20 protein-coding genes are annotated in these 24,740 nt (G+C 71.2%); 4 read left to right on the forward strand and 16 right to left on the reverse strand.

Annotated elements, in window-relative coordinates; genetic code table 11:
* Positions 1-200: 200 nt before the first annotated feature.
* The 16 genes from JKV81_RS16290 to rsmH form a co-directional block, all read right to left on the reverse strand.
* Positions 201-1,376 carry a DivIVA domain-containing protein gene (locus JKV81_RS16290; RefSeq protein WP_202076468.1) on the reverse strand — a complete coding sequence of 392 codons (1,176 nt, stop codon included), beginning with the start codon at positions 1,374-1,376 and terminating at the stop codon, positions 201-203.
* 49 nt (positions 1,377-1,425) lie between these two features.
* A complete protein-coding gene (locus JKV81_RS16295) occupies positions 1,426-1,722 on the reverse strand; it encodes a YggT family protein (RefSeq protein ID WP_031098947.1) in 297 nt (98 codons plus the stop codon).
* 67 nt (positions 1,723-1,789) lie between these two features.
* Positions 1,790-2,401: a cell division protein SepF gene (locus JKV81_RS16300; RefSeq protein ID WP_033303289.1), complete on the reverse strand. Its 612-nt coding sequence runs from the start codon at positions 2,399-2,401 to the stop codon at positions 1,790-1,792.
* A 127-nt stretch (positions 2,402-2,528) separates the two neighbouring features.
* Positions 2,529-3,248, reverse strand: coding sequence for a YggS family pyridoxal phosphate-dependent enzyme (locus JKV81_RS16305; protein ID WP_129262198.1), 720 nt, complete (start codon positions 3,246-3,248; stop codon positions 2,529-2,531).
* 6 nt (positions 3,249-3,254) lie between these two features.
* Positions 3,255-4,007, reverse strand: a complete 753-nt coding sequence (gene pgeF / locus JKV81_RS16310) for a peptidoglycan editing factor PgeF (RefSeq protein ID WP_124276933.1) — start codon at positions 4,005-4,007, stop codon at positions 3,255-3,257.
* Positions 4,004-5,218, reverse strand: coding sequence for a cell division protein FtsZ (gene ftsZ, locus JKV81_RS16315; protein ID WP_099176238.1), 1,215 nt, complete (start codon positions 5,216-5,218; stop codon positions 4,004-4,006). Before ftsZ ends, pgeF begins: the two co-directional genes overlap by 4 nt.
* Before the next feature lie 276 nt (positions 5,219-5,494).
* The gene (locus JKV81_RS16320) at positions 5,495-6,289 is read right to left on the reverse strand and encodes a cell division protein FtsQ/DivIB (RefSeq protein ID WP_124276931.1); all 795 of its coding nucleotides are present in this window, start codon (positions 6,287-6,289) and stop codon (positions 5,495-5,497) included.
* Positions 6,290-6,338: 49 nt separating this feature from the next.
* Positions 6,339-7,433, reverse strand: coding sequence for an undecaprenyldiphospho-muramoylpentapeptide beta-N-acetylglucosaminyltransferase (gene murG, locus JKV81_RS16325; RefSeq protein ID WP_014156748.1), 1,095 nt, complete (start codon positions 7,431-7,433; stop codon positions 6,339-6,341).
* A gap of 6 nt (positions 7,434-7,439) precedes the next feature.
* On the reverse strand, positions 7,440-8,909 hold the full coding sequence (ftsW, locus tag JKV81_RS16330; RefSeq protein WP_202076469.1) for a putative lipid II flippase FtsW: 1,470 nt from the start codon (positions 8,907-8,909) through the stop codon (positions 7,440-7,442).
* A 129-nt stretch (positions 8,910-9,038) separates the two neighbouring features.
* Positions 9,039-10,481: a UDP-N-acetylmuramoyl-L-alanine--D-glutamate ligase gene (gene murD / locus JKV81_RS16335; protein ID WP_202076470.1), complete on the reverse strand. Its 1,443-nt coding sequence runs from the start codon at positions 10,479-10,481 to the stop codon at positions 9,039-9,041.
* A complete protein-coding gene (gene mraY / locus JKV81_RS16340) occupies positions 10,463-11,533 on the reverse strand; it encodes a phospho-N-acetylmuramoyl-pentapeptide-transferase (RefSeq protein ID WP_099176243.1) in 1,071 nt (356 codons plus the stop codon). Before mraY ends, murD begins: the two co-directional genes overlap by 19 nt.
* Entirely contained in the window at positions 11,530-12,948 is a 1,419-nt protein-coding gene (locus JKV81_RS16345) for a UDP-N-acetylmuramoyl-tripeptide--D-alanyl-D-alanine ligase (protein WP_124276928.1), read from the reverse strand. The genes mraY and JKV81_RS16345 overlap by 4 nt, the downstream gene beginning before the upstream one ends.
* 4 nt (positions 12,949-12,952) lie before the next feature.
* Positions 12,953-14,683: a UDP-N-acetylmuramoyl-L-alanyl-D-glutamate--2,6-diaminopimelate ligase gene (locus JKV81_RS16350; RefSeq protein ID WP_129262210.1), complete on the reverse strand. Its 1,731-nt coding sequence runs from the start codon at positions 14,681-14,683 to the stop codon at positions 12,953-12,955.
* A gap of 16 nt (positions 14,684-14,699) precedes the next feature.
* Positions 14,700-16,691 carry a peptidoglycan D,D-transpeptidase FtsI family protein gene (locus tag JKV81_RS16355; RefSeq protein WP_124276926.1) on the reverse strand — a complete coding sequence of 664 codons (1,992 nt, stop codon included), beginning with the start codon at positions 16,689-16,691 and terminating at the stop codon, positions 14,700-14,702.
* A gap of 4 nt (positions 16,692-16,695) precedes the next feature.
* Complete coding sequence (ftsL, locus tag JKV81_RS16360; RefSeq protein ID WP_307820551.1) at positions 16,696-17,229, reverse strand: cell division protein FtsL; 534 nt, start codon at positions 17,227-17,229, stop codon at positions 16,696-16,698.
* A 49-nt stretch (positions 17,230-17,278) separates the two neighbouring features.
* Positions 17,279-18,244 carry a 16S rRNA (cytosine(1402)-N(4))-methyltransferase RsmH gene (gene rsmH, locus JKV81_RS16365; protein ID WP_202076472.1) on the reverse strand — a complete coding sequence of 322 codons (966 nt, stop codon included), beginning with the start codon at positions 18,242-18,244 and terminating at the stop codon, positions 17,279-17,281.
* A gap of 409 nt (positions 18,245-18,653) precedes the next feature.
* Between rsmH and JKV81_RS16370 the strand changes: the two genes are divergently transcribed.
* The 4 genes from JKV81_RS16370 to JKV81_RS16385 all read left to right on the forward strand — a co-directional run bounded on the left by JKV81_RS16370 (position 18,654) and on the right by JKV81_RS16385 (position 24,245).
* On the forward strand, positions 18,654-19,217 hold the full coding sequence (locus JKV81_RS16370) for a beta-class carbonic anhydrase (protein WP_124276923.1): 564 nt from the start codon (positions 18,654-18,656) through the stop codon (positions 19,215-19,217).
* Between the two features lie 191 nt (positions 19,218-19,408).
* Complete coding sequence (locus JKV81_RS16375; RefSeq protein WP_129262214.1) at positions 19,409-20,458, forward strand: AAA family ATPase; 1,050 nt, start codon at positions 19,409-19,411, stop codon at positions 20,456-20,458.
* Entirely contained in the window at positions 20,458-21,828 is a 1,371-nt protein-coding gene (locus tag JKV81_RS16380; RefSeq protein WP_129262216.1) for a DUF58 domain-containing protein, read from the forward strand. The genes JKV81_RS16375 and JKV81_RS16380 overlap by 1 nt, the downstream gene beginning before the upstream one ends.
* On the forward strand, positions 21,825-24,245 hold the full coding sequence (locus JKV81_RS16385) for a transglutaminase TgpA family protein (protein WP_202076473.1): 2,421 nt from the start codon (positions 21,825-21,827) through the stop codon (positions 24,243-24,245). Before JKV81_RS16380 ends, JKV81_RS16385 begins: the two co-directional genes overlap by 4 nt.
* The last annotated feature ends 495 nt before the right edge of the window (positions 24,246-24,740 follow it).

Raw genomic sequence — 24,740 nt, forward strand, 5'->3', positions numbered from 1 at the left:
CCGGCGTTTGAGGAGCGGGGTCCGGGGCGGAGCCCCGGTTCGGGAAGGGGCGGGTAGGGGATCAAGCCCCGCGCAGCGACCCACGCCCCCGCTCCCGCCCCCACCGGCGCCGGCCACGACAAAGGGCCGGGCCCCGGGGAAATCCCCGGGGCCCGGCCCTCTGCCTGCCGACGGCTACGCGCTCAGCGAGCGCGTCCCGCTCAGTTGTCGTCCTCGTCGATCAGGAACCCACGCATCGGCGACGGCGCCTGCTGCATCGGCTGCGGCGCCTGCGGCCGCACCGGTGCCATCGGCTGCGTCATCGCGGGCGACATCTGCTGCTGGCCGCCGCCGTACGACGGGCCACCGCCCATCGACTGGTTGCCGCCACCCATCTGCTGGCTGCCGTGACCGCCGTGGTTGCCACCCATGGTGTGCCCCATCGCACCCGCACCGGCCGGAGCCAGCGAAGGCGACGGCGGCAGCGAGGCGGCGGCGGGCGTCCGCGGCGGAGCCAGCGAGTCGTCGGCCTGGGTCTCCAGCTGACGCAGCTGGCTCTCCAGGTAGGACTTCAGACGCGTCCGGTACTCGCGCTCGAAGCCACGCAGGTCCTCGACCTTGCGCTCCAGCGTCGCGCGGGCCGACTCCAGCGAACCCATCGCCACGCGGTGCTTCTCCTGCGCGTCCCGCTCCAGGGCGTCCGCCTTGGCACGGGCGTCACGCTCGAGGCCCTCGGCACGGCTGCGCGCCTCGCCGACGATCTTGTTGGCCTCGGAACGGGCCTCCGCGATCGCCTGGTCGGCGGTCTGCTGCGCAAGGGAGAGGACACGGGCGGCGCTGTCGCCACCGGGGCCCTGACCGGGCTGCTGCATCTGCTGCTGCTGCATCTGCTGCTGCTGCTGCATCTGCTGCTGCTGCTGCTGCGGGGCGTGACCACCCATGGGGCCGCCCATCGGGCCACCCATGGGACCGCCCTGCATCGGGCCGGGGCCGTGCGGGCCCTGCGGACCGGGACCGTGGCCGCCCTGAGGACCATGGCCGCTGGGACCGGCAGGCAGCTGCGGAGCGCCACCGGGCAGCTGGGGGGGACCCATCTGCGGGGGCTGCTGCTGCTGTACCGGCGGACCAGATATGGCGGCGGGCACCGGGGCCCCCGGCCGGTCCTGCTGCTCCGGCGGTTTACGCATTCCCTGCTGCTGTTGCTGCTGCTGGTTCTGCGCGGCCGCACGCGTGGCGGCGGCCAGCTTGGCGCGCAGGTCCTCGTTCTCGCGGAGCAGTCGGGTCAGTTCCGACTCGACCTCGTCGAGGAAGGCATCGACCTCGTCCTCGTCATAGCCTTCTCGGAGGCGGACGGTCGTGAACTGCTTGTTCCGCACGTCCTCGGGGGTCAGCGGCATCTCTTCTTCACCTCTACGTAGTCGTCGGCAGTCGGCAAGACCGTATCGTTCACACGCTGCTCGCAAGCTTGCCCACGAGATTGAGCAGAATGTAGACGATGATCATCAGAACGAAGAAGGACAGGTCAAGTGCCACGCCCCCGAGACGCAACGGCGGTATGAACCGCCGCAGAAGCTTCAGCGGTGGATCCGTGACAGTGTAAGTGCCCTCGAGAACGACCACCATCGCCTTGCCTGGCTGCCATGAACGTGCGAACTGGAAGACATAGTCCATGACCAGCCGGAAGATCAGCACGATGAGGAAACACATCAGCGCGATATAGACCACATCCAGTGCGACGCCCATGTCCCGCGCTTCCCTCTCCCCTGGCTCTCGTAGCCCCGGCCTCCCGGCCGGGTTGTTCCCGGTGTTCTCAGCTCTGGTTGAAGAACCCGCCCTCTGCGATGCGGGCCTTGTCCTCCGCCGTGACATCGACGTTAGCAGGCGACAACAGGAACACCTTCTGCGTCACACGCTCAATGCTGCCATGGAGACCGAAGACGAGTCCCGCGGCAAAGTCGACAAGTCGCTTCGCATCGGTGTCGTCCATCTCCGTGAGATTCATGATCACCGGAGTGCCTTCGCGGAAGTGTTCCCCGATGGTACGGGCCTCGTTGTAGGTCCTGGGGTGCAGCGTGGTGATCCGGTAGGGCTCCCGCTCGGACACGACCTTGGGCATGATCACCGGTGCGTTCTTCTCCATGTTCGGGCGGTCAGGTGTGATGGATGCCACGGGGGCGATTCGGGCGGGTCGTCCGCTTTCCGCCGGGAGCTGAACCGGTTCCCGCGGTGCGGGTGGCTGTACCGCTCGTACCGGTTCGTCCCGTTCCCGCTCCACCGGGTGCGCGGGCTGATGCCGCCGCCGGTCCCGCTCGGGCTCCGGCTCGGGTTCGAATTCGTCGTCGGGGTCGAACCCCGGACCGTCGTACCCATCGTCCTCCACGAGGCCGAGGTAGACCGCCATCTTGCGCATCGCGCCGGCCATGCTCCGAGTCCTCCGCTCTGTGGTGGATCGGCATTCGTGTCACCAAGTGCCCGAGATCCACTCCGGCCTGCCCGCTCGAAGCGGGAATGACCATATTTTCTGCTGTGGTCCGACTTGCTTCGCGACGTTACCCGAGCCGGGGTCGGACTCCGAGTACCGCCGTACCGACGCGTACATGTGTCGCTCCGGCCGCGATCGCGTCCTCGAGATCCGCACTCATCCCAGCAGACACCATGTTCGCAGCCGGATGGTTCCCGCGCAGGCGTGATGAGAATTCCATCAGCCGGTCGAACGCGGCCCGCTGCCGGCCCGCGTAGGGACCGGCGAGCGGGGCGACGGTCATCAGACCGTCGAGTCTGAGCCCTTCCGCCGCCTCGACGGACGCGGCCAACTCCTCGATCGCGTCGGGCGCGACACCGCCCCGGTCCCCTCGTTCACCGCTCTCTGCGTCGAGGGCGACCTGGATGAGGCAGCCGAGCTCACGCCCACGCCGGACCGCCGCCGCCGAGAGCGCGGTGACGAGCTTCACCCGGTCAACGGACTGCACGACATCGGCATAACCGGCCACGGAGCGAACCTTGTTGGTCTGCAACTGTCCGACAAAGTGCCATGTGAGCGACAGATCCGCACATGCCGCGGCTTTTGGCGCCGCGTCCTGATCACGGTTCTCCGCGACCTGACGCACACCGAGTTCGTGCAGAATGCGCACGTCGCTCGCGGGGTAGGTCTTGGTGACCACGATGAGGGTCACTTCCTCCCGCTTACGGCCGGCCGAGGCGCAGGCGGAAGCAATGCGTTCCTCCACCTGTGCCAGGTTCGCCGCGAGTTGAGCCCTGCGATCCGTCATGTCCTATCAGTCCAACCAGACATATCCGGCGAGCCGTCCTGTGGTGCGGTCGCGGCGGTACGAGAAATGGTCACCGGATTCCAGTGTGCAGAACGGCGAGCTGTGCCGGTCGGTGACACCGAGCTCGGCGAGCTGGGCGTGGACCCCGGCCGTGACGTCCACCGCCGGGGTTCCCCAGGAGGTCTGCGACCACGATGCCGGGACGACCCCGGCGACCTCGGCGCGCATCTGCTCCGGAACCTCGTAACACCGTCCGCAGACGGCCGGTCCGGTGTGCGCGGTGATCCGGGACGGTTCCGCGCCGAGCGCGATCATGGCCTCGACGGCGGCCGGTACGACCCCCGCGACCAGACCCGGCCGTCCCGCGTGGGCGGCCGCGACGACACCGGCCGCCGGATCGGCGAGCAGGACGGGTGTGCAGTCGGCGGTGAGCACCGCGAGCGGCAGTCCGCGCCGGGCCGTCACCACCGCGTCCACCGCGGGGATGTCCCGGGTGTCGCCCCAGGGGCCTTCGACCACGGCCACCTCACGCCCGTGCACCTGGTTCATCCAGACCACCAGGGCCGGGTCGAGACCCAGCGCACGGGCCGCACGGGCCCGGTTGGCGCCGACGGCGGCGGGGTCGTCGCCGACCGCGCCGCCGAGGTTGAGCTCCTCGTACGGAACGGCGCTCACTCCGCCCCACCTGTCGGTGAAGGCGAAATGGGCGCCGCCCGCCGAAGACTCCGCGGCTCGCGCCGCGTGCTGCGGACCTATCACTTCAAGAAATCCGGTACGTCCAGCTCTTCGGCCTGGTTGTCCTGGTAGGGACGGGCCGTCGGGACGTGCGGAGGGGTGACCGGCGGGAGCGAGGTCTCGTTCGCCACCGGCGCCGGCTCGGCCGGCGTCTGGGGCTCCTCGCGCGGGGGCACGGAGCCCAGTCCGCCGGTCTGGCGGGCCGGTTCGGCGGTCCGGGCCGGCGGAGCCGACTCCTCCCGCTTGCCGACGCTCGATCCGAGGACGTTCTCCCGGCGGGCCGGCGGCTGGCCGCCGTCGAATCCGGCGGCGATGACGGTGACCCGCACCTCGTCGCCCAGCGCGTCGTCGATGACCGCGCCGAAGATGATGTTCGCCTCGGGGTGGGCCGCCTCGCTCACCAGCTGGGCGGCCTCGTTGATCTCGAAGAGACCGAGGTCGCTGCCGCCGGAGATCGAGAGCAGGACACCGCGGGCGCCGTCGATGGACGCCTCCAGGAGCGGCGAGGAGATCGCCATCTCCGCCGCGGCCACCGCACGGTCGTCGCCGCGGGCCGAGCCGATGCCCATGAGTGCCGATCCCGCCTCGGACATGACCGACTTGACGTCGGCGAAGTCGAGGTTGATCAGACCCGGGGTCGTGATGAGGTCGGTGATGCCCTGGACACCCGAGAGCAGCACCTGGTCGGCCGACTTGAACGCGTCGAGCACGCTGACCTGGCGGTCCGAGATGGACAGCAGCCGGTCGTTGGGAATGACGATGAGGGTGTCGACCTCTTCGCGGAGTTCGGCGATGCCGTCCTCCGCCTGGTTCGCGCGTCGCCGGCCCTCGAACGTGAACGGGCGGGTGACCACACCGATCGTCAGGGCGCCCAGCGAACGGGCGATGTTGGCGACGACGGGTGCGCCGCCGGTGCCGGTGCCGCCGCCTTCTCCGGCGGTGACGAAGACCATGTCGGCCCCCTTGAGGACCTCCTCGATCTCCTCACGGTGGTCCTCTGCCGCCTTACGACCGACGGCCGGGTTCGCCCCGGCGCCGAGGCCACGGGTGAGTTCACGGCCGACGTCGAGCTTGACGTCGGCGTCGCTCATCAACAGTGCTTGCGCATCGGTGTTGATCGCGATGAACTCGACGCCCTTGAGACCGACCTCGATCATTCGGTTGATGGCATTGACACCACCGCCGCCGACACCGATGACCTTGATGACTGCGAGGTAGTTCTGCGGTGCTGCCACGTCGAAGGCCTCTCGCCTCGAGTTACGTGTCGTCGCTTCGCGGTAGTCCCGCCGCGACGACGGATGCCGATTGGGTCGGTCCGGACGCCGACCCAAACCCTAACCTTGAAGTTTAGGGTTACCAGTGTGTCTGCTTCTTGGACTCTTCCGAACAGGACACTAAGTCGACAAGTGGCGCACGTTCAACGAACACGCCGAACCTCCCGTTTTTCTTTTCACCCTATGTGATCACCCGTAGCGCTGACCAACCAGGGGGTTGGCCAGGCGAAACGTGCGTCAACTCTTCGACACAGCAGGCGCGGTGGGAGCGCTCACGTCGAAGTGTCCTGCTTTGGGAGACGCTTTCATGAGAGCGGCGAGCACCCGCGCCTTCACGGGCCCCTGCTCACTGCTGCCCCACATCACCGTTCGTCCCCCGGTCAGTTCCAGTACGGCGGAGTCGTACGAGGTGACCCGTACGACCTCGGTCTCCCCCGCCACCTTCCCCGGAAGATCTCCCGCGACACGGACCGCTTCCCGCAGCAGACGGTCACCGCCGAAGCGGCGAAGGCTCGCCGACCGGTCGGGCTTCAACTCCAGGAGCGGGACATGGGCCGGCGCCTTGTCCACGGTTGCGAAGCGGACACCTTGTGCGTCCACTTCGATGAACTTTTCGCCCTTTTCAACCAGCAGGACCGGTTTCCGTTCGGTCACTTTAAGGCTGACACCGTGCGGCCATGACCGTACGACATCCACGGAGTCGATACGAGGCAACTTCTGGCGCAACCGGTCAGCGATCGCACCGGTGTCCACGGAGATCAGGGGGGACCCGACCGGGGCCGCCGCGGCGGCCTCCACCTCACTCCGGGTCAGGACGTCGGTGCCGGTGGTCGTCACCCGCTCCAGCCTCAGCCAGGACGAGCCGTAGAGCACCCACACCGTGGCCGCCGAGATCATGACGAGGCCGAGAGCGGCCAGGATCAGCCGCGTACGGCCCGTCAGTCCTGGCCCCTGGGGGCCGATGTGGGGCGGGCGGGCCGGGGTGTCGGCCCGCTCGGCCTCGCCGCGCTGGGCGGTCGTCGGTCCGGCCACGCTCGCTCCTTCGCCGGACCCGGGGCGCACACCCCGGGTCCGCACCGCCTCACGCCTGGCGGCGTGCGGCAATCGCCTCGTACACCATGCCGACGAGCAGGTCGTCGGCGTCCCTTCGCCCGAACTCCGCGGCGGCACGGGACATCTCGTACAGCCTGTGCGGATCCGAGAGCACCGGGAGGACGTTGCCCTGCACCCATTCCGGGGTGAGCGCCGCGTCGTCCACCAGCAGGCCACCGCCGGCGTTCACCACCGGCTGGGCGTTGAGCCGCTGTTCGCCGTTGCCGATGGGCAACGGGACGTAGGCGGCGGGCAGCCCGACGGCGGAGAGTTCGGCGACGGTCATCGCGCCCGCGCGGCAGAGCATCATGTCGGCCGCGGCGTACGCGAGGTCCATCCGGTCCACGTACGGTACCGGGATGTAGGGCGGCATCCCGGGCATGTTGTCGATGCGCGGCAATTCGTTCTTCGGGCCGACCACATGGAGGATCTGGATCCCGGACCGCTGGAGCAGCGGCGCGATCCGTGTGACCACCTCGTTGAGGTGGCGGGCGCCCTGCGAGCCGCCGGAGACGAGCAGCGTCGGCAGGTTGGGGTCGAGCCCGAAGGCGGCACGCGCCTCCGGACGGACCCGGGCCCGGTCGAGGGTGGCGATGGTCCGGCGCAGCGGGATGCCGATGTAGCGGGCACCGCGCAGCTTGCTGTCCGGGGTGGAGACGGCGACCCCGTGGGCGTACCGGGAGCCGATCTTGTTGGCCAGGCCGGGCCTGGCGTTGGCCTCATGGACGACGATCGGGACCCCGACGCGCTTGGCCGCGAGATAGCCGGGCAGGGCGACGTAGCCGCCGAAGCCGACCACGCAGTCCGCCTTGGTGCGCTCCAGGATCTGCTCGGCGGCCTTGATGGTGCCGCGCAGCCGCCCCGGGACGGTGATCAGCTCGGGTGTGGGCTTGCGCGGCAGCGGTACGGCAGGGATCAGTGCCAGGTCGTACCCCCGCTCGGGTACGAGCCTGGTCTCGAGTCCGCGCTCCGTGCCGAGGGCAGTGATTCCCACGGTCGGGTCCTGCCTGCGCAGGGCGTCTGCGAGGGCAAGCGCGGGCTCGATGTGCCCGGCGGTCCCCCCGCCGGCGAGTACGACATGCACCGAAATTCACCGCTCTCCGGACGGACGCTTCATGACGCGCCGTCTCATCGTCTTCCATCTGACCCCGGGCGTCCGCATGGCCAGGGCCGCTCTCGCCGCAGGGTCCTCACGCGCGAAGGCGATGAGGAGTCCCACAGCGAACATGGTCGGCAGCAGGGCCGACCCCCCGTAGGAGAACAGCGGCAACGGGACACCGGCGATCGGCAACAGGCCGAGCACCGCACCGATGTTGATCACGGCCTGCGCCGTGATCCAGGTGGTCACGCCTCCCGCTGCGTACCTCACGAAGGGGTCCTCCGTGCGTCCGGCCACGCGGATACCCGCATAGCCTAGAGCCGCGAAGAGGGCCAGTACCGACAGCGTCCCCGCCAGGCCCAGTTCCTCCCCGGTGATGGCGAAGATGAAGTCGGTGTGCGGTTCCGGAAGTTGACCCCATTTTTCCACACTCGCGCCGAGCCCGGATCCGAACCATCCGCCGGAGGCCAGTGCGTAGATTCCGTGCACCGCCTGCCAGCACGAGTCGCCGGGGCCCGGTTCGGAGGCGCCGATGCAGCCGAGCCGGGACATCCGGTTGGGGCTGGTCTTGATGAGCAGGAATCCGATGAGACCGGCGAAGGCGAGCACCCCGGCGAAGAGCCTGGTGGGGGCGCCGGCCAGCCAGAGGAGGCCGAAGAGGATCGCGGTGAGGATGATCGCGGTGCCCATGTCGCCGCCGAGCATGATCAGTCCGAGCAGCATGAAGGCGACCGGCACGAGCGGTACGAGCATGTGCTTCCACTGCGCGAGCAGCCGCTTGTCCTGTTTGCGGGCGAGCAGGTCGGCGCCCCAGAGGATGAGGGCGAGCTTGCCGAACTCGCTGGGCTGGAGCTGGAAGGGGCCGCCCAGATAGATCCAGTTCTGGTTGCCGTTGACCGACATCCCTATGCCCGGGACCTGGACCAGGATCATCAGGAAGACCGTGCCCATGAGCAGCGGGTAGGCCAGCGCCCGGTGGAGTTTGACGGGCATCCGGGAGGCCAGCAGCATCAGTGCGGCGCCGATCACGGCGGCGATGAACTGCTTGCGGAAGAAGTACGTGCCGGGCCGGGCCAGCTCCAGCGCCTTGATCATCGAGGCGGAGTAGACCATGACGAGGCCGAGCACCGTGATGAGCAGGCTCGATCCCAGGATCAGGTAGTACGCGGTCAGAGGGCGGTCCCAGGCCCGCCGTACCCGCTCGTAGCTCCTGCGCACCCCCGCGCCCCGGCGCGGCCCCGGCGGCACGCCTCCGGCGGCTCCGGACGGCCCCCTGCCGCGTGGCGCGGGGGCCCGTCGGGGTCCGGTGGCGGGCCTGCTGCGCAGGGCGGGCCCCGCGAGGGGCCCGTGGCCCGCGGGCAGCGGTCCTGCGGGCAGGGGCGGGGTGAGCGCCCGGCGGATCGCGGCGGTGGCCCGTGAACGGCCGGCCGCGCGGGCGGCTGAGCTCTCGTCGGCCGGCATTGTCGCTGTCCCCTCCACTGCTCGTGCCCGGGGCTGTCGCCGGGGGCCCGGGCCCCCGGCCGTGCTGCTGACGGCCGGTTCCCGGGCCGTCCGGTCCTCAGGGACGGTACGACGCGGAGACCGGGCCCGTCAGGCGCTCTCGTCGGCGAGTTCGCGGACCGCGTCCGCGAACGCCTCGCCCCGCTTGTTGTAGTTGACGAACATGTCCATCGAGGCACAGGCCGGGGCCAGCAGGACGGTGTCACCCGGACCCGCCAGCCGTGCCGCTTCACGGACCGCTGCGGACATCGCCCCAGTGTCGGTCCGGTCGAGGTCGACCACCGGTACCTCGGGGGCGTGTCGCGCCAGGGCTTCGCGGATCAGGGCCCGGTCGGCGCCCATCAGCACGACGCCCTTCAGCCGCTTCGCCGCCCCGGTCACCAGCTCGTCGAAGGTGGCGCCCTTGGCGAGGCCCCCGGCGATCCAGACGATCGGGTCGTAGGACGCGAGGGAGGCCTCGGCGGCGTGGGTGTTGGTGGCCTTGGAGTCGTCGATGTACGTGACGCCGGAGACGTCGGCGACGTGTTCGATGCGGTGGGCGTCGGGGCGGAAGGCCCGCAGCCCGTCGCGCACGGCCTTCGGGGGTACGCCGAAGGCGCGGGCCAGCGCCGCCGCGGCCAGGGCGTTGGCGATGTTGTGGGGGGCCGGCGGGTTGACGTCGCTCGTCTCGGCGAGCTCCTGGGCCTGCTTCTGCCGGTCGGCGACGAACGCCCGGTCGACGAGGATGCCGTCGACCACCCCGAGCTGCGAGGGGCCCGGGGTGCCGAGGGTGAAGCCGATGGCCCGGCAGCCCTCCTCGACGTCGGCCTCGCGTACGAGGTCCTCCGTCGCCGCGTCCTGCGCGTTGTAGACGCAGGCGACGCGGTTGCCCTCGTAGATCCGGCCCTTGTCGGCGGCGTAACCGGCCATGGAGCCGTGCCAGTCGAGGTGGTCGGGGGCCAGGTTGAGCACGGCCCCGGAGTGGGCGCGCAGCGAGGGCGCCCAGTGGAGCTGGTAGCTGGAGAGCTCGACGGCGAGGACGTCGTACGTCTCGTCGCCGAGCACCGCGTCCAGCAGAGAGACCCCGATGTTGCCGACGGCGGCCGTGCGCAGGCCGGCCGCCTCGAGGATCGAGGCGAGCATCCGCACGGTCGTGGTCTTGCCGTTGGTGCCGGTGACCGCGAGCCAGGGTGCCGGTTCCCGGCCGTCCTGCCCCCTCAGCCGCCAGGCGAGTTCGACGTCGCCCCAGACGGGGACACCCGCCTCGGCGGCCGCCGTGAAGAGCGGCTTGCCGGGCTTCCAGCCGGGGGCCGTGACGACGAGCTCGGTGGACTCGGGCAGGGTGTCGCCGTCGCCGAGGCGCACGGTGATCCCGAGCGCCTCCAGCTCGGCGGCCTGGGCGCGGGAGCGCTCGTCGTCGCGGTCGTTGACGACGGTGACCAGCGCTCCCCGCTCGTGCAGGGCACGGGCGGCGGGGATCCCGCTGACGCCGAGACCGGCGACCGTGACGTGCTTGCCCTGCCAGTCCACGTTGCTCACTTCTTGGCTGCCCATCCCGCGTAGAAGAGGCCGAGTCCGACGATCACGCACATGCCCTGGATGATCCAGAACCGGACCACGACAAGGACCTCGGACCACCCCTTGAGTTCGAAGTGGTGCTGGAGGGGCGCCATACGGAAGACCCGCTTGCCGGTCATCTTGAACGAGCCGACCTGGATGACCACGGACATGGTGATCATCACGAAGAGGCCGCCGAGGATGGCCATCAGGAACTCGGTGCGCGAGCAGATCGCGAGACCCGCGAGCGCGCCGCCGAGGGCGAGCGAACCGGTGTCGCCCATGAAGATCTTCGCGGGCGAGGTGTTCCACCACAGGAAGCCGAAGCAGGCGCCCATGAGGGCGGAGGCGACGACCGCGAGGTCGAGCGGATCACGTACCTCGAAGCAGGCGCTGGGGTTGGTCAGCGTCTCCGCGTTGGCGCAGGACTCCTGGAACTGCCAGAGCCCGATGAAGGTGTAGGCGCCGAAGACCATCACCGAGGCGCCGGTGGCCAGGCCGTCCAGACCGTCCGTCAGGTTCACGCCGTTGGACATGGCGAGGATCATGAACAGCGCCCAGACGCAGAACAGCACCGGGCCGATCGACCAGCCGAAGTCCTCGACGAACGAGAGCCTGGTGGAGGCCGGGGTGTTGCCGTGGATGTCGGCGAACTGGAGCGAGAGCACCGCGAAGGCGATGCCGACGATCAGCTGGCCGGCCATCTTCGCCTTGGCGCGCAGCCCGAGGGAGCGCTGCTTGACGATCTTGATGTAGTCGTCGAGGAAGCCGACGAGGCCCATCCCGGCCATCAGGAACAGGACGAGGACGCCGGAGAAGCGCATGTCCTCGCCGGTGATCACCTTCGCCAGGATGTACGCGATGATCGTCGCCAGGATGAAGGCGATCCCACCCATGGTGGGAGTGCCCTTCTTGCTGCCGTGGGTACGCGGGCCGTCGTCCCGGATGAACTGCCCGTAGCCCTTGCGGGCCAGAAGTTTGATCAGAAGCGGGGTACCGACCAGGGTCAGGAAGAGCCCTATGGCCCCCGCGAAGAGGATCTGCCTCATCGGACGGCGACCTCGCCCTCGGTCGTCTCCAGCAGTGCCATGGCGACCTTCTCCAGGCCGACCGACCGGGACGCCTTCACCAGCACGACGTCTCCCGGGCGCAGTTCACTGCGCAACAGGTCGACGGCCGCCTGTGCGTCGGACACGTGCACCGACTCCTCACCCCACGAACCCTCGTTATATGCGCCCAGTTGCAGCCAGGAGGCTTCTCTTCCTCCGACAGCGACGAGCTTGCTGACGTTGAGCCGGACGGCGAGCCGTCCGACCGCGTCGTGCTCGGCGAGCGACGCGTCACCGAGCTCGGCCATCTGACCGAGCACCGCCCACGTGCGCCCCCCGTCTGCCCGTCGGGCCTTGCCCATGGCGGCCAGCGCACGGAGTGCGGCCTTCATGGATTCGGGGTTCGCGTTGTAGGCGTCATTGACGACCGTCACACCGTCCGGACGCTCGGTGACCTCCATGCGCCAGCGGGAGAGGGTGCCCGCCCCGGAGAGCGCATCGGCGATCTCGGTCACGGACATGCCCAACTCATGGGCGACGGCGGCCGCGGCGAGCGCGTTCGACACGTGGTGCTCACCGTACAGGCGCAAGGTCACGTCGCTGCACCCGGTGGGTGTGTGGAGCTCGAAAGCGGGGCGGCCGTCGTCGGTGAGCCGCACGTTCTCTCCCCGTACGTCCGCATCCGGGCCCTCCCCGAAGAGGAGCACCCGGGCTTTTGTGCGGGACGCCATGGCCCGCACGAGCGGGTCGTCGGCGTTGAGGATCGCGGCGCCGTCCTCCGGGAGGACCTCGACGAGCTCGCCCTTGGCCTGGGCGATGGCCTCGCGGCTGCCGAACTCCCCGAGGTGGGCGCTGCCCACGTTGAGGACCAGGCCGATCCGAGGAGGCGTCAGGTCGGCGAGGTAGTGGATGTGGCCGATTCCGCGCGCACCCATCTCCAGCACGAGATGGCGGGTTTCCGCCGTGGCGCGGAGCGCGGTGAGCGGCAGACCGATCTCGTTGTTGAGGGAGCCGGGTGTCCAGACCGTGGGCGCCTTGCGTTCCAGGATCTGGGCGATCAGGTCCTTCGTGGACGTCTTGCCCGCCGAGCCGGTCAGCGCGACGACGGTGGTGCCGAGGCGTTCCACGGCGGCGCGGGCGAGGGCGCCGAGCGCGGCCACGACGTCGTCGACCACGATCGCGGGCACACCGACGGGGCGGGCGGCGAGCACGGCCACCGCGCCGGCCTCGACGGCGAGCTGCGCGTAGTCGTGGCCGTCGACGCGCTCGCCCGCGAACGCGGCGAACAGGGAGCCCTGCCGCACCTCCCGGGAGTCGATGACGACGGGCCCGGTGACGACGGCGGACGGGTCCGGTACGTCGTGCGGCTGCCCGCCGACGATTCCGGCGATCTCGGCGAGGGAAAGGGCGATCACTTGGTCATCCCTGACTGTTGTTCTCATGGGTGTCTACGCGGGCCTCGGGGGCCTGCGCGGTGCTCGTGCGTCCCAGGGAGCGTTCGATGGCCTCGCGCAGGACCTTCCGGTCGTCGAAGGGGCGTACCACTCCGTGGATGTCCTGACCCTGCTCGTGACCCTTTCCGGCCACCAGTACGGTGTCACCGGGCTCGGCGCGGGCGACCGCGGCGGCGATGGCCGCGGCGCGGTCGGCCTCCACGAGCACGTCGCCGCGCTCGTGGACGGGGACCTCGGCGGCGCCGGAGAGCATCGCGGCGAGGATCGCGAGGGGGTCCTCGGAGCGGGGGTTGTCGGAGGTCAGTACGGCGGTGTCGGCGAGCCGTGCCGCGGCGGCGCCCATCGGGCCGCGCTTCGTCGTGTCGCGGTCGCCGCCGCAGCCGAGCACGATGTGCACCCGGCCCTCGGTGACCTTCTGCAGGGAGCGCAGGACGGATTCGACGGCGTCGGTCTTGTGCGCGTAGTCGACGACCGCGAGGTACGGCTGTCCGGCGTCGACGCGTTCCAGCCGGCCGGGCACGCCCGGGACGTCCGCGATGCCGTCGGCGGCGGTCTGCGGGTCGACGCCCGCGACGGCCAGGGTGACGATCGCGGCCAGGGTGTTGGCCACGTTGAACGGGCCGGGCAGCGGGGCCCTGGCGGTGACGCGCTCGTCCTTGGGGCCGATCACGGTGAAGGTGCTGTCCCGGGGGCCGACCTCCACGTCCTCGGCCCGCCAGTCGGCGTCCGGGTGGCCCTCGGCGGAGAAGGTGACGACCGGGACGGACGCCTCCTTCACGAGCCTGCGGCCGTACTCGTCGTCGAAGTTGAGGACCCCGAGCTTGCTGCGCTGCGGGGTGAACAGCTGCGCCTTGGCCTGGAAGTAGTCCTCCATGCCGGAGTGGAACTCCATGTGCTCCGGGCTGAGGTTGTTGAAGACGGCGACGTCGAAGACGCAGCCGTCGACCCGGCCGAGCACCAGGGCGTGGCTGGAGACCTCCATGGCGACGGCCTCGACCCCGCGTTCGCGCATGACGGCGAACAGGGCCTGGAGGTCGGTGGCTTCGGGGGTGGTGCGCTCCGACTTGATGCGCTCGTCACCGATCCGCATCTCGACGGTGCCGATCAGTCCGGTGCTGCGTCCGGCACCGCGCAGGCCGCCCTCGACGAGGTAGGCCGTGGTGGTCTTGCCGGACGTTCCGGTGATGCCGATCTGGAGGAGGCCGACGCCCGGCCGTCCGTAGATCTCGGCCGCGATGTCGCCCATACGGCCGCGCGGGTCGTCGGTGACGAGGACCGGCAGGCCGGTGGCGGCGGCGCGCTCGGCGCCCGCCGGGTCGGTGAGGATCGCGGCGGCGCCGAGACCCTCGGCCTGGGCGGAGAAGTCGGCGCCGTGGAAACGGGCACCGGGCAGGGCCGCGTAGACGTCCCCGGGGCGCACGGCCCGGGAGTCGTGGGTGATTCCGGTGACCTCACCGGAATCCTGCGGTCCGGCACCGAGCCGGGCGGCCAGCTCTCCGATGGACGTCGGCCGGATCCGGTCCGGTCGGGGCGCTCCCGGGTAGGTCACAGGCGCGTCCTTCTGAGTGGTTTGGCACTGATCAGCGTGGGGCACGGCGGTGAGCGTACCGGGCGGACCCGGCCTCTCGCGAAGTGAGGGGCCGGGGTCGCGGTACTTCTCGTTCCGGTTCCCGGGATCAGGGGTGATGGTCGTCACTGAGGGTTCCCCCGAGTTACTCGCCGGGCTTGAAGGACACCGGCAGCCGGGCTGGATCGCTGCCGGAGGGAGGGGTCTGGAGGGTCTTCAGGGCGAACTCCATGACCTTCTTGTAGATCGGCCCGCAGATCTGGCCGCCGAAGTAGCTGCCCTTGGTGGGGTTCTGGATGGCGCAGTAGACGGTGACCTGCGGATCGTCCGCGGGGGCGAACCCCGCGAAGGACGCGGTGTAGCCCTTGTAGATGCCGCGTACGGGATCGACCCGGTTGGCCGTGCCCGTCTTGCCCGCGACGCGGTAGCCCTGGATGTGGGCCTTGGTCCCGGTGCCCTCCCGGTCGTCGACCACGGACTCCAGCATCTTCGCCAGGGTCCCGGCGGTCTTCTCGCTGACCACCCGGGTGCGTTCGGGGGCCTCGGAGGCGGTGTAGCGGCCGTCGGCGCCCTTGGTGCCGCGGACGAGGCTCGGCTCGATCCTGACGCCGCCGTTGGCGATGGTCGAGTAGACCGACGCCGCCTGCATGGCGTTGAGCGAGAGGCCCTGGCCGAAGGGGATCGTGTACTGCTGCGAGGTCGACCAGTCCTGGGGCTTGGCGAGGATGCCGGGCGACTCGCCCGGGTAGTCGAGCCCCGTGGTACTGCCGATGCCGAACTTGCGCAGGTAGGAGTGGAGGACCTTGTTGGCCTCGGCCTGGGTCTTGCCCAGCTGTCCGGTGGCCAGGATGGTGCCGATGTTGCTCGACTTGGCGAGTACGCCGTTGAGCGTGAGGTACCAGGTGGGGTGGTCGATGTCGTCCCGGAAGAGCCGGTCGCCCCGGTGCAGCCGGTTGGGGACCGTGACGTGCGTCCCGGGCGTGGCCGCTCCCTCCTCCAGCACTGCGGCCATGGACATGACCTTGCTGGTGGAGCCGGGCTCGTACACGTCCTGGAGGGCCGCGTTGCCCAGGCCCGCCGCATTGCTCCGGGCGAGGTCGTTCGGGTCGTAGCCGGGGGCGTTGGCCATGGCGAGCACCTCGCCGGTCCGGGTGTTCTGGACGATGACGTAGCCGCGGTCGGCCTGGGACTTCTCGACCTGGTCGGCGATGGCGCGCTGCGCCGCCCACTGGATGTCGCGGTCGATCGTCAGCTCGACGTCGGCGCCGGCGACGGCCGGGATCTCCGTGGAGCCGGCGGTCGGCACGGGACGGCCGCCCGCCTGGGCGTAGCGGATCTTGCCGTCCTCGCCCTGGAGCTGCTTGTTCAGCTGTGCTTCCAGCCCGCCGCCGCCCTTGCCCTCGGCGTTGACGAATCCCAGTATCCCGGCGGCGAGGTCGCCGTTGGGGTACACGCGCCTGGTGGTGGGCTCCTGGAGGACCCCGGCCAGCACGTCGGCTCCGGGGCCGCCCTTCGCCTTGTCCTCGGCCGCCTTCTCCGCGAAGACGGACTTGAGGTCCTTGATCTGCTTCCAGACCTGCGGGGTCTGCCGGCGGGCCAGCACGGTGTAGCGGCTCTTCGGGGTGGAGAGCTTCTTCGCCAGTTCCGCCTCGTCCTTGCCGAGGATCGGGGCGAGGAGGGCGGCCGCCTGCTGCGGCGCGTCCGGGGCCTTGCTGTCCTCGGGCGTGAACAGCTTCGGGTCGGCCGTGATGTCGTGCGCGTCGACGCTGGTGGCGAGGGCGATGCCGCTGCGGTCGGTGATCTCGCCGCGTTCGGCGGCGATCGTGTACTCCAGGTAGCGGTTCTTCTCGGCCTTGGCGGCGTACGTACTCGCGTCGACCGCCTGCACCTGGAGGAGCCGGATGACGAACGCCAGCATGACGAGGGTCAGGCAGAGGCTGATCAGGCGCAGCCGCGGGCGCGGGCTGCCCAGCCGGATGGACCGCGAGGAGCCGCCCCGTCGCTTCCTGGCCACCGGACGCCCCGGACGCCGGGGGTCGGGGCGGGCCGCGGGCCGGGGGCGTCCCGAGCCGCCGGCCGCGTTGCGGGAGCGCGCGGGGCCGGGTACTCGGCGGCGCGGCGGTTCCTTGGACGGCACTGCGTCACCTGCCGGAGCTCGTCGGGGTCGGGGTGGTCGGGGCCGGAGCGGCGGGCGCCGTCGACGGGGTCGCGGGGGACGGTGAGGGCGACGGCGGCACGGAACCGGAAGGGGAGGCGGAACCGGCCGCGCTCGCCTCCGGTTCGGGCGGGGCGGCGGGGGAAGGCTGCGCGGTGGCCCGCTCGGGCACTCCTCGGACCTTCCCGTCCGGGTCGAGGAAGGCGGGGCTGCCGCCGGGCACCATGCCGAGCTCCCTGGCGCGGCGTTCCAGCGCGTCGGGTTCGGAGTAGTTGTCGACGTCCCGCTGGAGGGCCTGCTGCTCGTCGGTGAGCTCGGTGGTCTCCCGCTTCAGCTTGCTCAGCCTGAACGATCCTTCATTGAGCGCCGAGTTCAGCAGGAGGAGCGAAATCAGGCCACCCGCGAGCAGCAGCACGACCAGCAGGACGAAGGGGGTGCGGGCCGCGGTGCTCGGCCCCGACGGCATCAGCCGGGCGAGCCGGCCGGCCCGCCCCTTCATCTGCTCGGCCGTCCCGGTCACCGCGGAGCCACCGTCCCCGTCCGCTTCCGGGCGGCCCGGGTGGGCGCGCTCATCGCTCCTCCTCGCGGATCCGCTGGGCGCCGCGCAGCCTGGCGGGGGCGGCCCGCCGGTTCTCGGCGACCTCTTCCTCGGTGGGCAGTTCGGCGCCGCGGGTGAGCAGTTTCAGCCGGGGCTGGTAGCGCTCGGGGACGACGGGCAGTCCGGGCGGCGCCGTGTTGGCGGCACCGGCCGCGAAGACCTGCTTGACGAGGCGGTCCTCCAGCGAGTGGTACGAGAGGACGGCGATCCGGCCGCCGACGGCGAGGGTCCCCACCGCCGCCGGGATCGCCCGCTCCAGGACGGTGAGTTCGCCGTTCACCTCGATGCGCAGGGCCTGGAAGGTGCGCTTGGCCGGATTGCCGCCGGTGCGCTTGGCGGCCTGCGGCAGGGAGTCACGGATCAGCTCGACCAGGCGGGCGCTGTTGCTGAAGGGTTCCTTCTCGCGTTCGCGCACGACGGCCGAGACGATGCGCTTGGCCTGCTTCTCCTCGCCGTACGCGCGCAGGATCCGCACCAGGTCGCCCGGCGGGTAGGTGTTGAGCACCTCGGCCGCGCCGATGCCGGTGCTCTGGTCCATGCGCATGTCGAGCGGCGCGTCCTGGGCGTACGCGAAGCCGCGGTCCGCCTCGTCCAGCTGCATGGAGGAGACACCGAGGTCGAAGAGCACTCCCTGGACCTTGGGGATCCCCAGCCGGTAGAGGACCTCGGGGAGTTCGTCGTAGACGGCGTGCACCAGCGTGGCGCGGTCGCCGTACGGCGCGAGGCGCTCGCCGGAGAGCCTCAGCGCCTCCTTGTCACGGTCCAGGGCGACCAGCCGGGCCTCGGGGAAGGCTTCGAGCAGGGCCTCGCTGTGCCCGCCGAGCCCGAGGGTGCAGTCGACGACGACAGGGGGCTGCGGTCCCGTCGCCTCCAGAGCCGGGGCCAACAGGTCCAGGCATCGCTGGAGCATCACCGGGACGTGTCGGGTCTGGCTCAAAGCGCCCTCTCAGGCTCTGCCCCGTGTGGCGGTACATACGGTCTGGTCCCCGCCCGCCCGGAAGGGGAGGTCGGCCGGCGCCGGGGAAGGAGGCGTCGGCCGGCCGTCGAGCGGGAGAGGGCCGGGCCGCACGTACGCCGCACATCACGGGGAACTCGAAACATGTAAAAATATGCGGAACGCGCAGGCGTGTCGGTAACTTCGCGTCACTTTAGTCCACCCTGCCATTCGATCCATTCCCGATCAACGAACCGCGCAGCGCGTCGGACCGCCGCGGCGGCAGGGGAACCTCACCCGGTCGGACGCCTGGCCGTGAGGCTTGTGGGTTACCTCACAACAAGCCACGTTGACGTTCTTTGTCCCCTTCCACAGCACGCCAGGAGCGGTCACGAACGCTAACGTCATACCTATGTCGACTTCTGCGCAGCCTTCCGCCGAGACCGATTCGCCTTCCTCCCCCGCGACCCGTTCCGAGGGCACGGTCACCGACCGCCTCGTCGAACTGAACGCGCGTTACGCGGAGGCGTTCACCGACCCGGGCATGGACGCACGGCCCGTCCTGCACGTCGCCGTGGTCGCCTGTATGGACGCCCGCCTCGACCTGCACGCCGCGCTCGGCCTGGAGCTCGGTGACTGCCACACCATCCGCAACGCGGGCGGCGTGGTCACCGACGACGTGATCCGGTCCCTGACCATCAGCCAGCGGGCGCTCGGCACCCGCAGCATCGTCCTCATCCACCACACGAACTGCGGTCTGGAATCGCTGACCGAGGACTTCCGGCAGGAGCTGGAGCGCGAGGTCGGCCAGCGCCCGGTCTGGTCGGTGGAGGCCTACACGGACGCCGACCAGGACGTGCGCCAGTCGATGCAGCGCGTGCGCACCTCGCCGTTCCTCCTGCACACGGACGACATCCGCGGTTTCGTCTTCGACGTGACCACCGGATCGCTGCGCGAGATCCTGCCCGCCTCCTGAACCCTCCTCGACATACGGCCTACATCCGGCATATCGCCCCCACTTATCCACAGGCGAGTGACACGAAGCGGTAACGGCAACAAGAATGCGGGTGTGACATCTCTCCGGGTCCTCCGGAGAGTGTCCGTATTTCGGGGCGGGCCGGGCAGCTTTGTGCGTCGGCCCGTGCACAAGGGGCCGAGGAGGGCCGGGTGACGACCTATGACGATCGAGCGAGCCTCACAGATCTGACCACGACAGCGGAGCGGGTGCGCAGGTCGGTCGAGGGTGTGATCGAGGGCAAGCCTGAGGTCGTACGGCTTTCGCTGACCGTGCTGCTCGCGGAGGGGCACCTCCTGATCGAGGATGTGCCCGGGGTCGGCAAGACGATGCTGGCCAAGGCGCTGGCGCGGTCCATCGACTGCTCGGTGCGGCGTATCCAGTTCACGCCGGACCTGCTGCCCTCGGACATCACCGGGGTCTCGATCTTCGATCAGCAGCGGCGGGACTTCGAGTTCAAGCCGGGGGCGATCTTCGCCCAGATCGTGATCGGCGACGAGATCAACCGCGCGTCCCCCAAGACCCAGTCTGCGCTGCTGGAGTCGATGGAGGAGCGCCAGGTCACGATCGACGGCACGACCTACGAACTGCCCGACCCCTTCATGGTCGTGGCCACCCAGAACCCGGTGGAGATGGAGGGCACCTACCCTCTCCCCGAGGCGCAGCGCGACCGCTTCATGGCCCGGGTGTCGATCGGTTATCCGAGCGCCGAGGCCGAGCTCCAGATGCTCGACGTGCACGGCGGGGCCTCCCCGCTGGACGACCTGCAGCCGGTGGCGCACGCCCACGACATCGTGAAGCTGATCGACGCGGTGCGCACGGTGCACGTGGCCGAGGCCATCCGGCGGTACGCGGTGCAGCTGGTGGCCGCCACCCGCCAGCACCCCGACCTCAGACTCGGCGCCTCGCCGCGCGCCACCCTGCATCTGCTGCGCGCCGCCAAGGCGTCGGCCGCGCTGAGCGGGCGGGACTACGCCCTGCCGGACGACGTCCAGGCCCTGGCGGTCCCGGTGCTCGCCCACCGGCTGCTGCCGACGGCGCAGGCGCAGCTCAACCGCCGTACGGCCGAGCAGGTCGTGCTGGACATCCTGCAGCGCACCCCGGTGCCGACATCCGGAGGTGGCACGCCGGCCCCGGCGCAGCCCCAGCAACGGCCCGGCAGCCCGGTGTACGGCGGTCAGCCCGGCGCACGGCGCCTGTGATGACGGCCGGGGCTCCCGGCCCCGTGGACGACAGCGACGACAAGGGCGGCCTGCGGGCGGCGCTGAGCGGGCTCACGACACGGGGCCGGTCCTTCCTGGCCGCCGGTGTGGCGGCGGCGGTCTGCGCCTATGTGCTGGGCCAGGGCGACCTCCTCCGGGTCGGTCTGCTGCTGGCGGTGCTGCCGCTGGTCTGCGTCACCGTGCTCTACCGCACCCGCTACCGGGTGGCGGGCAGCAGGCGGCTGTCGCCCTCGCGGGTGCCGGCCGGCTCGGAGGCTCGCGTCCATCTGCGCATGGACAACGTCTCCCGGCTGCACACGGGCCTGCTCATGCTCCAGGACCGGGTGCCGTACGTCCTCGGCCCCCGGCCCCGGTTCGTCCTGGACCGGGTGGAGCCGGGCGGCGTGCGGGAGGTGTCCTACCGGGTCCGCTCCGACCTGCGCGGACGCTATCCGCTGGGGCCGTTGCAGCTGCAGCTGAGCGATCCGTTCGGGATGTGCGAGCTTTCGCGTTCGTTCAGCGCCTACGACACCCTGGTGGTCGTCCCCCGTACCGAGCCGCTGCCGCCGCTGCGGCTGGCCGGGGCGGCCACCGGGTACGGCGACGGCAGGGCGCGCTCGCTGGCGCTGGCCGGCGAGGACGACATCATTCCGCGCGGCTACCGCCACGGCGACGACCTGCGCCGGGTGCACTGGCGCTCCACCGCGCGCTACGGCGAGCTGATGGTGCGGCGGGAGGAGCAGCCGCAGCGGGCCAGGTGCACGGTGCTGCTGGACACCCGGCGCATCGCCTACCGGGGTGCCGGGCCGGGCTCGGCCTTCGAATGGGCGGTGTCCGGGGCGGCGTCCGCGCTGATGCACATGCTGGAGCGTGGCTTCGCGGTGCGGCTGCTCACCGACGAGGGAAGCGTCGTGCCGGGTGAGAGCGCCGACGGGTTCGCCGGGTCGACCCAGGACTCCGCGGACTCGGCGGGTCTGATGATGGACACCCTCGCGGTCGTCGACCACTCCGACGGCGGCGGTCTCTCCCGCGCGTACGACGTGCTGCGCGGGGGGAACGAGGGGCTGCTGGTGGCGTTCTTCGGCGATCTCGACGAGGAGCAGACGGCGGTGGCGGCCAGGATGCGGCAGCGCAGCCGGGGGGCCGTCGCGTTCGTGCTGGACGGTGACGACTGGGCGCGCGGTGCCGAGGCCGCGCCTGCCGCGCCGGTCTCCGAGCGTCTGCGACTGCTGCGGGAAGCGGGATGGACGGCGATGGCGGTGCCGCCCGGGACGGAGCTCGCCCGGCTGTGGCAGCAGGCGGGCGAGGAGGGCGGCGGGCAGTCCTCCGCGGCCGGATCGACGACAGGGCTCTCCGGGGGATGGTCATGAGCGGGCGTACCCGACTGGCGCTCTGCGCCTTCGCGGCCACGATGCTGGCGGCGGCGTCCTTGCTGCCGCTGGTCGAGACGGCGAAGTGGTTCCTGCAGGCCGCGTTCCTGCTGGCCCTCCAGACCGGTGTGGGGGTGCTCGCCCGCCGGATGCGCCTGGCGCGGGTCCTGACGGTCTCCCTCCAGCTGCTCGTCACCCTGCTGACGCTGACCGTGTCGTTCGCCAGGGAGTACGCCCTGTTCGGGGTGGTGCCCGGGCCGCAGGCGGTCCAACGGCTCGGCGAGCTGCTGACCATGGGCGCCGACGACGTCAACAGGTACGCCATTCCCGCACCGGCGACGGACGGCATCCGGCTGATGCTGATCGGCGGGGTGCTCCTGGTCGGGCTCACCGTGGACGTTCTCGCGGTGACCGTGCGCGCCGCGGCGCCTGCCGGTCTTCCGCTGCTCGCGCTGTACTCGGTGGCGGCCGGTCTCTCCGACGGCGGGGCGGGCTGGCTCTTCTTCCTGCTCGCGGCGTGCGGTTATCTGCTGCTCCTGCTGGCCGAGGGCCGGGACCGGCTGTCCCGGTGGGGGCGGGTGTTCGGCGGGGTGTCCCGTACGTCGGGCGGTCTGTCGGCCGGCCTGGAGGGGTCCGGGCGCGCGGTGGCGTCGGTCCGTACGGGGCGGCGCATCGGCGTGGTGGCGCTGGGCATCGCACTGGTGGTGCCCGCGGCCCTGCCCGCCCTGGACGGCGGGCTGCTGGGCGGTACGGGAGGCGGTTCGGGCAGGGGTGGCGGCGGGGGCACCATCTCCGCGGTGAACCCGTTGGTCTCGCTGCAGAACAATCTCAACCAGCCGGAGAACCGCGAGGTGATGTCGTACCGCACCAACGCGGACAATCCCCAGGACTTCTATCTGCGCATCCTGGCCCTCGACCAGTTCAACGGCGGCGAGTGGCGTCCGTCGACCCGCCGGCTGAAGGACGTCCCCGACAGGCTGCCGCAGCCGGCCGGGCTGGCCGGGGACGTCTCGGTCACCGAGGTCAGGACGAACATCTCGGCGTCCCGCTCGTACCAGCAGACGTATCTGCCGCTCCCCTACCCGGCGAGCGAGGTGGACATCCAGGGCCGCTGGCGGTTCGAGCCCGAGGGGCGCACCCTCGTCGGCGACGACGGACAGACGACGCGCGGCGCGCGGTACGAGGTCAGCAGTCTGGTGGTGGAGCCGACTGCCGCGCAGCTCGCCGGGGCGATGGAGCCGCGTTCGGACCTGGCCCGTGAGTACACGCGGGTGCCCTCGTCGCTGCCCGATGTCGTCCAGGAGACCGCCGAGGTGGTGACCGAGGGCGCCGCGAACGACTACGAGCGGGCCGTGAAGCTCCAGAACTGGTTCGCCTCGGAGGGCGGCTTCCGCTACGACACCACGGTCACGTCGGGTACGGGCACGGCGGCGATCGAGCGGTTCCTGAAGGAGAAGGAGGGCTTCTGCGTCCACTTCTCCTTCACGATGGCCGCGATGGCCAGGACCCTGGGCATACCGGCCCGGGTCGCGGTGGGCTTCACCCCCGGCACGGTGCAGGCGGACGGTTCGGTGTCGGTCGGGCTGCGGGACGCGCACGCCTGGCCCGAGCTGTACTTCGAGGGTGTGGGCTGGACCCGCTTCGAGCCGACACCGTCCCGGGGCAGCACCCCGGTGTACACCCTGCCGGACACGCCCTCGCAGGACCCCAGCGATCCCGCGCTGCCGACGGACGGTGCCTCCGTGGCGCCGACCGACACCCCCTCCACCTCGGAGTCCTGCCCGGCGCAGGAGCGTCAGCAGGGTCAGTGCGGTGCCTCCACGGCTCCTGGTGCGACGGACTCCGCCGATCCCGGCACCCCGGCGGGCACGGTGGCCCTGTGGGTGCTCGGCTCCCTGGTGGTGCTCACGCTCCCGCTGCTGCCGATGCTCTGGCGTACACGGGTCCGTGGCCGGCGGCTCGGGTCCTCGGGAGGGCGTACGGCCGCCGACGCGGCGGCCAGGGTGATGGCCGCCTGGGACGAGATCACCGATTCGGCCTGGGACCACGGCATTCCGCCGGACGAGTCGCTGACCCCACGCAAGGCCGCGGCGCGGATCGTCCGGCTGGGACGGCTCGACGGGGCGGCGGCCGCCGCGGTCCACCGGGTCGCGGGGGCGGTGGAGCAGGTGCTCTACGCCCCGGAGCCGGGCACGGCGTCCGCACCGGCCGATGACGTGCTGGCCGTCCGGACGGGGCTGCGGGCCTCGGCCGGCCGCTGGGACAGGCTGGGGGCGACACTCGCACCGCGTTCGGCCGTACGGGTGATCTGGGCGGTCTCGGAACGCCGGACGGCGCTCGCCCGCCGATGGTCGGACCGCATGGGCCGGGACCGCTGGGCGGCCCGGCTCCGGCGGCCTTCACGACAGCAGGGCTGATGGCCTGGCCCGGGGTCGGGTAACCGGTAACCGGAGCGGGCGGGCTCGGCGGGGCCTGGGCGGGCCTGGGGCCGAGCCCTGGCTGGGCTGGACTGAGGCTGGGCCGAGGCCTGGCTGGGCCGGGGGCCGGAGCTGCTGGGCCTGAGCTGGGCTTGGGTCCGGAGTCGGCCAGGCCTGAGCCTGTGCCGGAGCAGCCCGGCTCCGGGCCTGAGCAAGGCTTGGGTCCGGAGGAGCGGGCGGTCCTGGACCTGGGCGTGGGACCGGAGCAGCCGGGCCTGGGTCGGCGGGCCAAGGCCCCGTGGCCCGGGAGCGGCCGGGGGCCCGAGCTGGGCCTGGTCCGGCGGGCTGAAGATCATCCGCCCCAGGTCCGGCCCTCGTACGCACCCCGATGCCTGCCGACGCCCGCGCAGGTCCGGGCCCTCGGCCGCGCCCCGGGACCGGGCGTCACCCCCGCAGGGGCTGCGCCCTCGGCCGTCCGTGCACGCACACACGCAG

Source organism: Streptomyces silvae, from assembly GCF_016745505.1.
In the GTDB taxonomy this organism is placed as follows: Bacteria; Actinomycetota; Actinomycetes; order Streptomycetales; family Streptomycetaceae; genus Streptomyces; species Streptomyces silvae.